Below are 13,055 nucleotides of genomic sequence, written 5' to 3' on the forward strand. Positions count from 1 at the left end.
ACGCACAAACCTTCCGATGGGGCCTTACATCCTCAACTTCTTCGATGAAAGCATCTGCACGCAATGAAATGACGCTTACCCGACGCTCATCCAGCGCGACGATCCCCGGCGCTCGCACCGTCATTGCCATGGGCTTGAGCACCGCAACTGACGTACGTACGCCGGTGCGCTGTAGTTTGCCGGGCGATACCGTCACCGATCCGGCATCTTTTGCCTCATCGGCAAAAACGGGAAGGTAGTCCATGCCCATGGAATCCTGCTTAGGCACCGGCGACGTATCGGGCAGGCCCATCGGATGCCGGTAGTAGAGAACGGTTCGTTCGCCAATTTTCGCCTCTAGGGGGTTGGGCGCCTCTGGGTCAAACGACACATCTTCGCTTGCCAGCACCGGCAGAAACGCCTTGCCATCGACGGTGTCGGTCGGCACCGCGGACCACTCGGCAAGACCGTCAGGGTGTCGATAGTAGATAATCGGGCCCATCGCCGATCGGATTTCGGCCGGCATCGCATCAGCTCTACGTCCCAAAAGTGCTGTGAGCTGCGTCTGCGCCACATCCGTCAGCATCGCAGGCGTCCAGCCTTTGCCGCCCGCCGCAAGGCCAACCCATCCAGCCGCGCTGCCAACGACGGCGATCAGCACCAGTTTGCCAAAGGCGCTCATGGCTGTACCTCGATCACGATCTGTGCCTGAACGGTTTCCATCTCGCCCTGCACCTTGGCCGCAACGGAAAAGCGCCAGTTTCCGTCCATCGTCAGATCGGCAGAGAAGCGATAGAGACCCGGCTCTTCGCCGGGTAACGCCAAGACCGGTGAAGTCATCGTCTCCATCCCGTCCGGCGCCATATCCAACCTTGTGGCAAAGATGACGGCGCCCTCCACGGGCGCATTGGTGCGGGTATCAATCAGACGAACTTCTAGAACCGCATCGTCTCCGAAGGCATAAGTCGTCTCGACAAGAACGAGAATGTAATCAGATGCAGCGGCCTGTGCCACCGGCACGGAAAGCTGGGCTGCGACCACGAGGGCAGCAAGGGCGCTGTGAATATAACGGGGCATGATACGCCTGTATTGACGGGCAACGGGAACGCCGACCATCGTATCGACCTGGAACTGGTCTAAACGTTACATCGGCGCGCGGCTTTTGGTGCGACAAGCACCAGAACCGCTATGCCTTGGGCGGTCTTTGCAATCCGCCGTCCGCGTGTTGCAGGATCGCCGTCGCCTCGGTCCGCAAGAACCCGGCACGTCCGGAGCGAGGCAGGTTCGCCAGGATCACCCGTTCGAGCCCGGCCACGATCGGGACCACACGACATTGCGTCGTGGAAATGCAGGCAGCATCGCATTCCGGCATATCCGGACAATCACTCGGGCAGCAATCGCTCTGCATGGCCATTTCAGGCGCTGGGTCCACGCTTGAAATGGACGCAAGATTGATTTGCACCAGAACAGCGCCAACCAACAGAGCAACCAGAAAAAGGCGCGTTTTGAATAACATGCAACATACTATGCTGAAGTTCTCATAGATCAGCAATACACGTTTTGCTGAAATAGAAGTGTCGTCCAGCTTCACGCTCAATACGCGGATCGTCTAAAGCCTCAATCGCCGTAGTCTGAGCGCGTTCGCGATGACCGAGACCGACGAGAGGCTCATTGCGGCGGCGGCGAACATGGGCGACATCAACAGCCCGAATACCGGGTAGAGCACGCCCGCAGCTAAGGGCACACCGAGCGTGTTGTAGGCAAAGGCCCAGAACAGGTTCTGGCGTATGTTACGGATCGTCGCCACGGCCAGCGTCCGTGCCTTGACGATACCGTTCAAATCGCCGCGCAAGAGAGTGATGCCCGCGCTTTCAACCGCCACGTCCGCACCCGTACCCATTGCAAGGCCGACATCCGCTGCAGCGAGGGCAGGCGCGTCGTTGACACCATCGCCGGCCATGGCGACCTTTTTGCCATTCGCGTGGAGCTCGTCCACCAGTGCCTTTTTGTCTTCCGGGAGAACGCCGGCTCGTACTTCGTCGATGCCAAGACGCTGCGCCACGGCCCTTGCTGTGCGTTCGTTATCACCCGTAGCCATGATTATCCGCAGGCCCGCCTCGTGCAATTGCTTGATGGCCTCGGCCGTCGTTTCCTTGATCGGGTCGGCGACGGCGACGATGCCGGACAGTTTTCCTTCTATGGCCACGAACATGGCCGTCTTGCCTTCGCTTCGCAGAACATCTGCTGCCTCCTCTGCTGCGGAGGTGTCGAGGGACATGTCGCGCATCATCGCGGTGTTACCAAGCGCGACGGCGCGGCCCGAGACGGTTCCGCTCACACCCTTGCCGGTCACGGCTTCGAAGTTCTCGGCATTGCCGACTTTGATACCTCTCTCTTTCGCACCTTCGACGATGGCCTCCGCCAGCGGGTGCTCGGAGCCTTTTTCCAAGGCAGCCGCGAGGGTCAGAATGGTTTCTTCGGACTCGTCGTCCAAAGCGTTCACATCGGTTAGCGTCGGCTTGCCTTCGGTCAGGGTGCCGGTCTTATCGACGATCAGCGTATCGACCTTGGCCATGCGTTCCAGCGCTTCGGCGTCCTTGATCAGGACACCCGCCTGCGCACCGCGACCTGCGGCCGTCGTGATCGAAATCGGGGTCGCCAGACCCAGAGCACAGGGGCAGGCGATGATCAGCACTGACACCGCCGAGGCGATAGCAAAGACGAGTGCCGGTTCGGGCCCGAAGCCGAGCCAAGCGGCGAAGGAAAGGATGGCGACCACGACAACGGTCGGCACGAAATAGGAAGAAACCTGGTCCGCGAGCCCCTGGATCGGTGCACGGGATCGCCGCGCGTTCGAGACCATCTCGACGATCTGGCTCAGCATCGTGTCGGCACCTACACGGGCGGCTTCTATGACAAGGGAGCCGATCTTATTGATTGTGCCGCCGGTGACCGTATCGCCCGGACCTTTTTCGACCGGCAACGGCTCGCCGGTTATCATGCTCTCGTCGATGGATGACGTTCCGTCAACAACCTTGGCGTCAACGGGGACCGCATCACCTGGGCGAACCCTCAGGCGATCTCCCTCAACGATGTTTTCCAGCGGTGCGTCGTATTCCGTACCGTCGGGCAGAATGCGTCGCGCGGTTTTCGGGGCCAGATCGAGCAGCGCCCGGATGGCATCGCCGGTCCGTTCCCGCGCCCGCAATTCCAGTACTTGCCCGACGAAAATCAGAGTGATGATGACGACGGCAGCTTCAAAATAGGTGCCGACACCCGCGCCCATTCGGTACTCGTCCGGAAACACACCAGGAAGGAACGTGGCGACCAGCGAATAGAGATATGCCGCGCCGACACCAATCGCGATCAGCGTCCACATGTTGGGTGAGCGGTTCACGATCGACGCACAACCCCGCACGAAAAACGGCTTCGCCGCCCACAGCACGATCGGCGTCGCCAACAGGAACTCGAGGTATGTCGCCAGTTGATGCCCGATCCAGTCCCGGACCGGCAGACCGACCAGCTCTCCCATAGTCAAGATAACCAGAGGAACGGCCGCGGCGGCACTGATCCACATTCGGCGGGTAAAGTCGGTCAGTTCTTCGCTGGGTTCATCCGACGGCACCATCGGTTCAAGCGCCATGCCGCAGATCGGACAGGCGCCGGGCTCGTCACGAACTATCTCGGGGTGCATTGGGCAGGTGTACTGAGTCCCGGCTTTCGGGGTCATGCTGTGATCCGATGCCGTACCTGAGGCATAGTAGATCGGATCGGCCTCGAACCTGGTCTGGCACTTATCGGAGCAGAAGTAGAAGGTTTCACCGTCATAATTTGCCTGACGGGCCTCCGGAGACATAGTGACGGACATGCCGCAAACTGGATCCTTGGCCTGATCGGATGACCGCTCTTGCGGGTGCGGTTCTGTTACCTGTATCATGCTCTAGCCCTCCAAAATGATGCCAACTCCTAAGATGGGGCTTCCAGCAACGGGAAGGTCAAGCTTGGATTGCTGATTAGCGAAGGAAAGCTGATTGATACTGCCAATATATTACATAATAACTCTTACCGGTCCAAAATCTTAGTGTTGCGATAGTATATTATCGTAGATATGCTGAGCCTAGTCACAGAGGGCCCTCAGCATGCGTCATCTATTTAAGAAGCTCCTCCCGTCGGTCGCAGTCGCTTTGACTGTGACAAGTTCTTTGCTGCCGATGCCCGCTCGCGCGCAGACATACCCGATCGATTGCGCGATCCTCTTGTGCTTGTCTGGCGGCTGGCCTGCTTCCGTTCCTTGCGCCCGAGCACGCGCCGAATTCATCCGACGAATTACGCCTTGGCCGGTGGAACCTCCGCTTCAAATCTGGCGCTGCCCTATGGGCGCTTCCTTTGAGACCGCTCCAGCACCAAACAGTTCAGACCGCATCTTTGAAGCGTTCTTCCAGTACAACAGCACTGGTCTGCGACAATCCTATCCAGCGCGCGATACCGCTGACCCAATTGCGGCCGCTTGGCGCACCTCAGAAGCCCCGGACTACCTTGTTCCCGCCGAGCAGGCCCTCCGGCTCGTTCAAGATCGCGCGGACATCGATATCAGCGGACCTGAGTTCAACTTCGTGCAGTCCATTCGCGTCTTTGATGTCCGGTATGCGCGACAGCACGAATCCGGACGCGACGGCGATTGCAACCGTAGTGCCACCGTGGTCCTCGGCACATATGGAACGCAAGGTGACTTCGCCTGGCAGAGGTCCTCCATAACCGCCCTACCAGCCGCCCATGCCGGTCTCGAACGATGGGGCCAGAATTGCCCCAGTATCTATCATCAATCCGTTTTCGTCGACTGGCGTGACTACGAGGGCAACTACGGCTTTGAACAGGTGAACTACTGAACTTACGCGAAATGGCTCGGACTGTAAGATTGGTTTCGCGGACATGTGCAATGCCACCTCGCGCGTTAGTCGTCGCAGTACGGTTCGGCATTTCGGCAAACGCCGCAGGGTAGCCCTCCTCACCCGCCCTCGTCTCTTCCGATCCGCATGAGCGCCTCGAAGTCGATTTCTTGCTTCTGTTCGTCACTTATATCCGGCCGGATTTTTGATACCGGCTGGGGTCCATGGACGTCCCACATCACCGCGTGCGCGCCTGTAGTCCAGCTATAAACCCAACCAACAACGCTGCGCCCGTCGGTCCCGATCAGATTGGCAATCGCGACGCCTTCACCATTATCATCGTCCACTGTTTACTGACTTCCTGCACTTTGGCGCTGCAATCGCGGCATCGTGTTCTCAGGCTTCGCCTGCACAGCATGACGCAATTGGTGGATGTTGGCTAACTGCTCTTCCTTGAGGTAGCGGATTTCACGAAGGGACATCCAAAGCGGTACGCCCCAAATTTGCATTGCTCTCAAATCCTATGGTCGGGCTCCGTGGCGGCTTCAACGATCCCGAGAACCTCATAGGGGTCAAAGCCGATGGCGCGGGCGAGGACAACCAGCTCGACGACGTCGACCCGGCGCTGGCCGCTTTCAAGGCGGGCAATGAGGGATTGGTGGCATCTGAGCTTAGTCGCCAATTCAGCCTGTCCAAGGCCTGCCTTGATTCGGGCGTCGACCAACGCTTGGCAGAGTGCCACCTGTCCCGTGCTTCTGATTGTCTTTGCCACGCGTCACATACCTTTTGTAACGTCGCTAGCGGATGAAATCTGTTATCTAAAAAGTAGATATATGAGGGCGTTATCGGCGTCTGGTTTCCATGGGCTGCAAGTCTGATGCTCCCGAGGTCGCCCATCAATCCCCTACCAATTGCAGAAATCGGCCATAGTCCTCGCTGACTTCGCGCGCTTCCTCGAAGGCACGGGCCCGTTCACCGTCGAGGCAACGGAAGTAGTTCTGGATATCCTGGATGTAATCTTCGAAATCGCCACGGATGATGTCCGCATATTCCCGCGCCGCCAGCGAATCGCTTGGTAGAAAAGGGCGGGTTGGGGCGAAGCAGGATTCCGCCAAAACCAGCCCGGGAACGCAGATCAGAGGGACCACAGATTGCAATGGCAGCAGTCCAGTCAACCTTGGGTTTGTCAAACCTGTTATCTCCTTGATCGCGGACACTAGCCGTGACTAGTGTCCGCGTGACTAAACTACAGCTGATGCATGATATTACATCTTGCGGTTGAAAGTATACTATCGTAACTCTGGGCTTCAAGTGAAAATGCCTAGGGTCGCGCCATTGAAGAAAGCGTGAGCCGGGCCATGAACTGGGACATCGAAGCACCAAATGTGGTTACGGAAGCCAGGTTCCGCGAACTCGTGGAAAGCGGCTATTGTGCAGAAATCCTGTGCCAGGAGACGGCACATAAGAAAGGCCCCAGCTATTACGGGGTCTGGATTATGCGTGTTGTCTCTGATGACGGGGTGGAAAAGCTCCTCGTCACCGCCCGCACGCGGACGACCTACAACGATATCAAGATCCGCGAGTTCAAGACGGTCTCCGGCGTGGTGTCTTTCTTCATTGGCCTTGGTTTTGCGCATGTCGACCTGCCGCTTGAGGCGGGAACAAGCCGCACGCATAAACTCGCCCCGCCAGACAAAGCCCCATCAGACAAGGGCGCTGACAACTAACCTCGTCTGCCTCTGGCTGGTCGCCATGCCAGCCTCCGCGCAAATAGTCCTGGTCATGGATAGCGACGGCTCTCTTACCCCGTCGCGCTCCCAAAGCAGCTTTGCTCGAAACTACAATGACGGGATTGGTCAGGGTTCGGCCTCCGATGGGATCGCGATCCTCGGCGAGGTAGAGTCCGAGCAAGAGGGCGTCCAAGTTGCGGCCTTTGCCCGCCTGACTCCCCTGCCCCGCGCCGATGTTCTCTCTGGGATTCAGACCACGGCCTTGCGCTATGCCGGCCATCCCGGCCTGCGTCGCGCGGGGCTTTCCGTGACGGATTGGCTGGCTCTCTATCGAGCCAATATCGAGGTTGAGAGCGCCTATCGGCAGAATGCGATTTCAAGTGCAGGTGCCATTGGCCTTGGCCAGTTAATGCCCGCCACGGCCAGTGATCTGGGCGTCGACCCGCGTGATCCGCTGCAGAACCTCGACGGCTCCGCCCGCTACCTCGCGATGATGCTGGGGGCCTTCGGCGATCCGCGTCTCGCCCTCGCAGCCTACAACGCCGGACCCGATGCGGTCCGCCAGTATGACGGCATTCCCCCTTACCGAGAAACCCAGAACCACGTGGCCCGCGTCATGGCCGTCGTAGCCCGATTGGAAGGATCAAATTCATGATGTCCCAGCCTTTTTGGAAATCATTCCTAAAAACACTTATCGGCAATGTCACGAGAGCGCGCAGCGCGGCAGTGCATTGGCGATACCGCTTTTTCCAAACAAGTTGGATTTCACACCTCTTTGTCGCCTCGCTGGCGCTCTTTCTGGTATTCGCTGAGCCTGCGCTTGCGCAAAGCATTGATCTTTCCCCGATTCAGAGCCTGTTGCAGGGCATCGTTGATGCGCTGACCGGCCCGCTCGGCGTCGTGATCGCCACACTCGCCGTTCTGGGCGTGTTCCTCAGCTGGTTCTTCAATATCATCGATCTGCGACAGGCCCTCTGGGTTCTCGTCGGCATTGCCGGTGTTGCCGCCGCTCCCACTATCGTTGCCGCAGTTTTCGCCGGTGGCTGAGCGCTCGCCTCTCTTTCTCGGCCTCGTGCGCCCGCCCAAGCTTCTGGGCCTGCCCATCATGTACGCGATGGTCTGGCTTTTCGGCTCGGTGCTCTTGTTCGTCTGGGTCCAGCACATCGCGGTGCTGGGTGTGGCGGCCCTGCTCTACCCGGTGCTCTGGAAGGCTGCGGATTGGGACCCACGCTTCATCGACGTGATGATGACGGCGCTGCAAGAGACGCCGCCCACGCGGAACCGCTCCATCCACGGCGGGGACAGCTATGCCCCGTGAAGCCGCGCTTGATCTCCGCACGATGACGCCGGACTGGTACGCGCACGAGACCCGCCTCGCGCACATGCTGCCCTATGTGAGCCTCGTCGATGACCAGACCGTGCGGACCCGGGTCAACGAGCTTTTCCAGTGCATCCGGCTCGACGGGGTCAATAGCTACACGACCGATGACGCCTATCTCGACAAGGTGACCGCGCTCTTTGCCCGGATCATTGCGCAATTGGGGCCGGAGTTCAGCTATTACGTCCATAAGGTCTCGAAGGCGATCACGCCGGACCTCGAGCCGCTGCGCGAGGACAGTTTCGCGGGAGAAGTCGACCGGCTCTGGCGCAAGAAGCTAGAGACCAGCGGGCTGCGCGACAAGACGCTCACCCTTACGATCATCCATCGCCCGCCTCCAAAAAGCGTCCTGCCATTCCTGAACCGCAGCGCGCCGGATCGCCTCAAGGAAGCGACCGAGAAGCGCCTTCGCCGATTGGGCGAGGCCGTGAACGTGTTCCTGTCTGGCCTGACGGAGCTGAATCCACGTGTGCTTTCGGCCAAGTCCGGCGAGTTGATCGGCTTTCTGGGGGCCCTCAACACTGGCCAGGAACTGCCGCTCTATCCGGCGAACACCTATGGCTTCCTGTCCTTCAACGTCGCCAACACGCGAGTGACGTTTCAAGGCGATCACTTCGAGCTCTCCGAAGGCGTCGTGGGACACCGCTACGGCAAGAGTTTCACCATCGGGGAATACTCGGAAGGCACCTCCTGCACCGTTTTCGACATGCTGAACCTGCCGGTCGACATGATCGTCACCCATTCCTTCACGCCGATCAATTCGAACCTCATGGCAGGCCGCATCAAGCGGCAAAAGCGCCAGATGCAGGCCTCCCAGGACGCGGCCCTGTCGCTGATGGAAGCGCTCGACATCGCCGCCGATGATCTGGAGGCCAAACGCCAGAGCTTCGGCGAGCACCACATGGTGGTGACGATCTTCTGCGATACGCTGGACGAGTTGCAAACGCTCAGCGCCGAGATCGTCAACGCCGCTGCCGCCGAAGGCGTGAAGATGATCGGCGAGCGGGTCGCGGCCAAAGCCCACTACCTCAGTCAGCATCCCGGCAACCAGCCGAAACGCGTGCGTGCCAGTGCGATCACCAACCGTAATTTCGCCGACTTCGCGGCGTTTCATCGGACGCAGCTCGGCAAACCTGCTCAGAAAACCCCTTGGGGGAAGGTCATCACCTATCTGCCCACGCCCGAACAGAGCGCTTACCGGTTTTCTTATCACGAGCAAGGCAGCCCCAAGAAAGAACCCACCAGCGGGCATACCTTGATCATGGGACGGCCCGGATCGGGCAAGTCGGTGCTTTCCGCTTTTCTCATGACGCAAGCCCGTCGAGCAGGGGCGCGGATCTTCGTCTTCGATTACCGTCTCGGTATGGAGATGGCGGTCCGCGCCAATGGCGGGCGCTACGCCTCCCTGAAAGCAGGCCAGCCCACCGGTCTCAATCCACTTTGGACCGAGACCGATGCGCGGGGCACCGCGTGGCTCTCGGACTGGCTCACCACACTGCTCTACCGCGCCGACAAGCCTCTGACCCCTGCGCAGACCAACCGCATCCAGGAAGTCGTGCGCCAGAACGCGCAGGCCACAAACCCGGCCCTACGGAACTGGCGGGATTTCGCATCGCTCTTTGTCTCCACCGACGATGGCGGCGATCTGCACCAGCGTTTGCTCGAGTGGACCGAAGAGGGCCGCTATGGCTGGATCTTCGGGCAGACGCTGGAAGACACGTTCTCGCTCGAAGGCGATGTCGTCGGGTTCGATCTCACCGGCATTCTCGACAGCGAGGCCGAGAAAGAACGGATGGCCGTCCTCTCCTATCTCTTCCGCCGGGTCGAGCGCGAGATCGAGGACCGCCGCCCCACCATCATCGTGATCGACGAGGCCTGGAAGGCGCTTGACAATGCGTATTTCGCCGAACGGCTCTCGAACTGGCTGGTGACCGCGCGCAAGCAGAACACCGTCGCGGTGATGATGACGCAATACGCGAGCCAATTGGAGCGCACGCGCACGGGCAAGACCATCATCGAGGCCGTGCCGACGCAGATCCTGCTCCCAAACATCCGCGCCCATGCCGCCGATTACGCGATGCTCAATCTCTATGAGAAGGAACTCGATGTGCTTCTCAACACCGGGAGCGACAGCCGCCTTGCGCTGATCCGTGATGACCAGGGCTCCATCGTCGTCGATGCAGGTCTTAGCGCCCTCGGGCCCAATCTCACCATCCTCGGCGGCATGGAGAAAGGCGAGGCGCTCGTCGGATCCGATTACCGCAACCGCCCGGACTTCTGGAGACTTTCATGATCCGTATTCTTATCGCTTTGGCTGCGCTCGGCGCGCTGGCCTCCTGCACCCAGTACCGGGAGCCGCAGGCGAACTGCTTCACATTCCTTGCGTCCACGGCACCCGTCGCGCCTGATTGTGACTTCACGCCCCTTGGCACCCCGGAGGGCGACGTTGAAGTCTAGGCTGCCCCATATCCTGGCGCTTTGCCTGTTGCCCGGTCTCGCCCTGTCCCAAGGCGTGCCAACCAATGACAGCGGGCTGACTGCACGCGATATCGTAGAAACGGGTGATCGCGAGGCAGACTTGGCTGTTCAGGCCGACAAGCTTGCCGTGCGCGAACTCATCGCCGAGATCGAACGGGAGCAGCTGGAAACCCTCCGACGCATCCTCGATGCCCAGACCAGCTTCGGCGGTCAGGGCCTGCCCGCCATGGTCTCGGGGCTGGAAAGCGGCAGCGGCGATCCCGACCGCGCCGTGGAAGCCGTCTATGGCACGGGAGAAATCGATCCCAATCCCGGCGGTGCGCAGATGTTCGGGGATGCGTCTGAGACCATCGAGCAGCTCATCATCCGGGTCGCCCAGGAGACCAGCGGCTTTGCGGGAGTTGGCCGCGCAGGGCTCTCGCCCGTCCAGTGGCGCGCGTTGCTGCAAGCGCTGATCTGGCAGGAAAGCCGGTTTACGATTGGGGCACGGTCTCCCGTCGGCGCCTATGGTCTCACCCAGATCATGCCTGGGACGGCCAGCGATCTGGGCATCAACCCGGAATACTATGACAGCCCCTACCTTCAGGTGCATGGCGGCGCGCGCTATCTCGCGACCCAGCTCAACACATTCGATGGCAACATCATCAACGCCCTCGCGGCCTATAACGCCGGACCCGGCCGGGTTTTCGAGTATGGCGGCGTGCCACCCTTCCGCGAGACCCAGCACTACGTGTCGATCATCCCTGAACGCTACAATCTCTATCTAAGCCGTATCGGCGGGATCGATGCGCTTGGCACGATCGATCCGGCGCTTCTCGCCAATGCCAACCTCTCGCTCACGGGTCATGGGGCGGCCTTTTATGGCAGCAACTCACCAGCCGCGATCCGCCAAGCTGCCCTGCGTATTGCGGATATTGTCGAACGGATTTCCGAGACTGAAGACGTGCAGGAAAGCATCGCACTCAACACCTATGCCCGCGCCGAACTCGTGCGCCTCGTCGCTGCCCGTATCCGGCTTCAGGCCGCCCGCACCCGCGTGCTTTCTGCCGAGGAGCTGGCCCAGGCCAGCGCCCGCATGGCCGAAGGCGCGTTCATGGATTTTACGATCAGGGAGATTGAATGATGGGACATCTGCTCTTGAGGACAGCTTTGGCCACGACACTTGGCGTTGGCTTGCAGTTCAGCGCCCTACCCCCTGCCGCAGCACAAGGTGTACCGGTCGTCGACACCCAGAACATCGCGCAAAACATCCAGCAGCTGCGGCAGATGATCGAAGACGAGATCCTGCAAAACGAGCAGCTGACGCAGCTCCGCGAACAGCTCGGCCTTCTCACGGATCAACTCGCAGAGCTGCAAAGAACCTATGAAGCGCTCACCCGCCTTGCCGAGCTTCCCGAAATCATCCGGACGGAAATGGAAGACGAGTTGAACGGTCTGCTCGACCAAGAGTTCGGGGACATCCTCGCCACGATTGAGGCGATCAAGACTGGGGATTTCTCGGGCCTCTCGGGCTCCGGCGCAAGCGAAATCGAAACCCAGATGGACCGGGTGCTGGCCGATCTCGGCTTCGATGAAGACACGCTCTCGGAAATGGCCACGAGCGGCAATTCCGGGGCCAACCGCGTGGCGACGCAGGCAACAACCGGCGCGCTCGTCTCAGCCGCCGCCCAGAACAGCTATGAAGATGCCGGCCAATCGCTCGAGCGGGTCGACCGTCTTGTGGGGCTTATCGACGACATGGACGAACTCAAGGAAAGCATCGATCTCAACACGCGCGTGACCGCTGAATTGGCCATCGCCCTCGTGGCGATGTGGCAACTGGAAGCGATTCAAACCGTGGGTGACGGCACCGGCGGCGTGATCGACGCCGCCACCATCGCCGAGGAACAGCGCTTCATGGATTTCACGCTACCGGACCTCCAGGCAGACTGATCGTGGGGGCATGACGGGTGGCGACTGAACAAGAAATCATCGAGGAAGAACTGGTCTACGGTGCCTTGCGCCGCGAACGACTCTGGCAACGCCTTGGTCTGACAGGTCTTGTCTTCGGCATCATCGGCTGTCTGAGCGCAGCAGCAGTCTCGATCCTCGATGTCGACCCACCCCCCGTCGTTGTCCCGTATGATCCCGCCACTGGTTTTGCCCTGCCCGAGGCGTCCGTTGGGGCCACATCCGTCACCGCCAACCAAGCGATCATCGAGGCGGAGGTCTTCCGCTATGTGACCGACCGGGAGGTCTATAACCAGCTCGACAACGATCTGCGCATCCGAAGCGTCTTGCGCCGATCGGATCGGGCGGCCGAGAGTGGCTTACGCCAGATCTGGAACAGCGCCAACGAGAACTACCCGCCGACAGTCTACGGCCCGAATGCCCGGCTCGATGTGGAGATCCTCAGCATCAATCGCATCGGCACCAACCGCGCCACGGTCCGCCTGCGCAAACGTCTGACATCCATCAATGGCGTCCAGACCGGGCTCTTCACCGCCACGCTTCTCTTCGAGTTCCGCCCCGAGACCCGCCGCTCCATCGACGAGGTCTGGACCAACCCTTTCGGCTTCACGGTCCTCGAATATTCCATCCGTTCCGACAGATTGGAGAATTAGT

General features: G+C 60.2%; 17 protein-coding genes and 1 pseudogene. 10 read left to right on the forward strand and 8 right to left on the reverse strand.

All coding sequences use genetic code 11. The features are described 5' to 3' along the window. The 4 genes and pseudogenes from B4F27_RS13040 to B4F27_RS13055 all read right to left on the reverse strand — a co-directional run. Positions 1-661, reverse strand: a pseudogene (locus B4F27_RS13040) (efflux transporter periplasmic adaptor subunit); the annotation flags it as partial. Next, positions 658-1,056: a FixH family protein gene (locus B4F27_RS13045; RefSeq protein ID WP_037941715.1), complete on the reverse strand. Its 399-nt coding sequence runs from the start codon at positions 1,054-1,056 to the stop codon at positions 658-660. The gene B4F27_RS13045 and the pseudogene B4F27_RS13040, both read right to left, overlap by 4 nt. A gap of 109 nt (positions 1,057-1,165) precedes the next feature. Beyond that, positions 1,166-1,576 (reverse strand): hypothetical protein, encoded by a 411-nt coding sequence (locus B4F27_RS13050; RefSeq protein ID WP_132998294.1) that lies wholly within the window; start codon positions 1,574-1,576, stop codon positions 1,166-1,168. Positions 1,577-1,588: 12 nt separating this feature from the next. After that, positions 1,589-3,916 carry a heavy metal translocating P-type ATPase gene (locus B4F27_RS13055; RefSeq protein WP_037941712.1) on the reverse strand — a complete coding sequence of 776 codons (2,328 nt, stop codon included), beginning with the start codon at positions 3,914-3,916 and terminating at the stop codon, positions 1,589-1,591. 202 nt (positions 3,917-4,118) lie between these two features. On the opposite strand from B4F27_RS13055, the gene B4F27_RS13060 reads away from it, so the two are divergent. Continuing rightward, entirely contained in the window at positions 4,119-4,865 is a 747-nt protein-coding gene (locus tag B4F27_RS13060) for a hypothetical protein (RefSeq protein WP_235183684.1), read from the forward strand. Positions 4,866-4,984: 119 nt separating this feature from the next. Here the strand turns inward: B4F27_RS13060 and B4F27_RS13065 are convergent, their stop codons facing one another. The 4 genes from B4F27_RS13065 to B4F27_RS13080 form a co-directional block, all read right to left on the reverse strand. After that, entirely contained in the window at positions 4,985-5,212 is a 228-nt protein-coding gene (locus B4F27_RS13065) for a hypothetical protein (RefSeq protein WP_009503808.1), read from the reverse strand. A gap of 3 nt (positions 5,213-5,215) precedes the next feature. Beyond that, positions 5,216-5,374 (reverse strand): hypothetical protein, encoded by a 159-nt coding sequence (locus B4F27_RS13070; RefSeq protein WP_160171645.1) that lies wholly within the window; start codon positions 5,372-5,374, stop codon positions 5,216-5,218. A 5-nt stretch (positions 5,375-5,379) separates the two neighbouring features. After that, positions 5,380-5,637 carry a helix-turn-helix domain-containing protein gene (locus B4F27_RS13075; RefSeq protein ID WP_037941711.1) on the reverse strand — a complete coding sequence of 86 codons (258 nt, stop codon included), beginning with the start codon at positions 5,635-5,637 and terminating at the stop codon, positions 5,380-5,382. 124 nt (positions 5,638-5,761) lie between these two features. Then, positions 5,762-6,013, reverse strand: a complete 252-nt coding sequence (locus B4F27_RS13080) for a hypothetical protein (RefSeq protein ID WP_114865742.1) — start codon at positions 6,011-6,013, stop codon at positions 5,762-5,764. Positions 6,014-6,223: 210 nt separating this feature from the next. On the opposite strand from B4F27_RS13080, the gene B4F27_RS13085 reads away from it, so the two are divergent. The 9 genes from B4F27_RS13085 (at position 6,224) to B4F27_RS13125 (ending at position 13,054) form a co-directional block, all read left to right on the forward strand. Next, positions 6,224-6,592 (forward strand): hypothetical protein, encoded by a 369-nt coding sequence (locus B4F27_RS13085; RefSeq protein ID WP_037941710.1) that lies wholly within the window; start codon positions 6,224-6,226, stop codon positions 6,590-6,592. A gap of 43 nt (positions 6,593-6,635) precedes the next feature. Then, positions 6,636-7,250, forward strand: coding sequence for a lytic transglycosylase domain-containing protein (locus tag B4F27_RS13090; RefSeq protein WP_037941841.1), 615 nt, complete (start codon positions 6,636-6,638; stop codon positions 7,248-7,250). Between the two features lie 107 nt (positions 7,251-7,357). Next, positions 7,358-7,642, forward strand: a complete 285-nt coding sequence (locus B4F27_RS13095; RefSeq protein WP_037941840.1) for a TrbC/VirB2 family protein — start codon at positions 7,358-7,360, stop codon at positions 7,640-7,642. Beyond that, positions 7,635-7,913 carry a type IV secretion system protein VirB3 gene (locus B4F27_RS13100; protein ID WP_008327373.1) on the forward strand — a complete coding sequence of 93 codons (279 nt, stop codon included), beginning with the start codon at positions 7,635-7,637 and terminating at the stop codon, positions 7,911-7,913. Before B4F27_RS13095 ends, B4F27_RS13100 begins: the two co-directional genes overlap by 8 nt. Then, positions 7,903-10,266 (forward strand): type IV secretion system DNA-binding domain-containing protein, encoded by a 2,364-nt coding sequence (locus B4F27_RS13105; protein WP_037941707.1) that lies wholly within the window; start codon positions 7,903-7,905, stop codon positions 10,264-10,266. Before B4F27_RS13100 ends, B4F27_RS13105 begins: the two co-directional genes overlap by 11 nt. Next, the gene (locus B4F27_RS13110) at positions 10,263-10,430 is read left to right on the forward strand and encodes a hypothetical protein (protein WP_209227003.1); all 168 of its coding nucleotides are present in this window, start codon (positions 10,263-10,265) and stop codon (positions 10,428-10,430) included. The genes B4F27_RS13105 and B4F27_RS13110 overlap by 4 nt, the downstream gene beginning before the upstream one ends. A gap of 55 nt (positions 10,431-10,485) precedes the next feature. Next, positions 10,486-11,574 carry a lytic transglycosylase domain-containing protein gene (locus tag B4F27_RS13115; protein ID WP_286759873.1) on the forward strand — a complete coding sequence of 363 codons (1,089 nt, stop codon included), beginning with the start codon at positions 10,486-10,488 and terminating at the stop codon, positions 11,572-11,574. After that, positions 11,574-12,383 (forward strand): type IV secretion system protein, encoded by an 810-nt coding sequence (locus tag B4F27_RS13120; RefSeq protein ID WP_286759902.1) that lies wholly within the window; start codon positions 11,574-11,576, stop codon positions 12,381-12,383. The genes B4F27_RS13115 and B4F27_RS13120 overlap by 1 nt, the downstream gene beginning before the upstream one ends. 17 nt (positions 12,384-12,400) lie before the next feature. Continuing rightward, a complete protein-coding gene (locus B4F27_RS13125) occupies positions 12,401-13,054 on the forward strand; it encodes a virB8 family protein (protein WP_243252210.1) in 654 nt (217 codons plus the stop codon). Position 13,055: the final 1 nt, after the last annotated feature.

It is taken from the genome of Sulfitobacter sp. UBA1132 (genome assembly GCF_002311545.1).
GTDB lineage: Bacteria > Pseudomonadota > Alphaproteobacteria > Rhodobacterales > Rhodobacteraceae > Sulfitobacter > Sulfitobacter pontiacus.

Coding starts and splice junctions, on each gene's coding strand:
- B4F27_RS13070 (WP_160171645.1), bottom strand. CDS start 5,374: ATGCAAATTTGGGGCGTACCGCTTTGGATGTCCCTTCGTGAAATCCGC.
- B4F27_RS13105 (WP_037941707.1), top strand. CDS start 7,903: ATGCCCCGTGAAGCCGCGCTTGATCTCCGCACGATGACGCCGGACTGG.
- B4F27_RS13045 (WP_037941715.1), bottom strand. CDS start 1,056: ATGCCCCGTTATATTCACAGCGCCCTTGCTGCCCTCGTGGTCGCAGCC.
- B4F27_RS13055 (WP_037941712.1), bottom strand. CDS start 3,916: ATGATACAGGTAACAGAACCGCACCCGCAAGAGCGGTCATCCGATCAG.
- B4F27_RS13060 (WP_235183684.1), top strand. CDS start 4,119: ATGCGTCATCTATTTAAGAAGCTCCTCCCGTCGGTCGCAGTCGCTTTG.
- B4F27_RS13120 (WP_286759902.1), top strand. CDS start 11,574: ATGGGACATCTGCTCTTGAGGACAGCTTTGGCCACGACACTTGGCGTT.
- B4F27_RS13085 (WP_037941710.1), top strand. CDS start 6,224: ATGAACTGGGACATCGAAGCACCAAATGTGGTTACGGAAGCCAGGTTC.
- B4F27_RS13110 (WP_209227003.1), top strand. CDS start 10,263: ATGATCCGTATTCTTATCGCTTTGGCTGCGCTCGGCGCGCTGGCCTCC.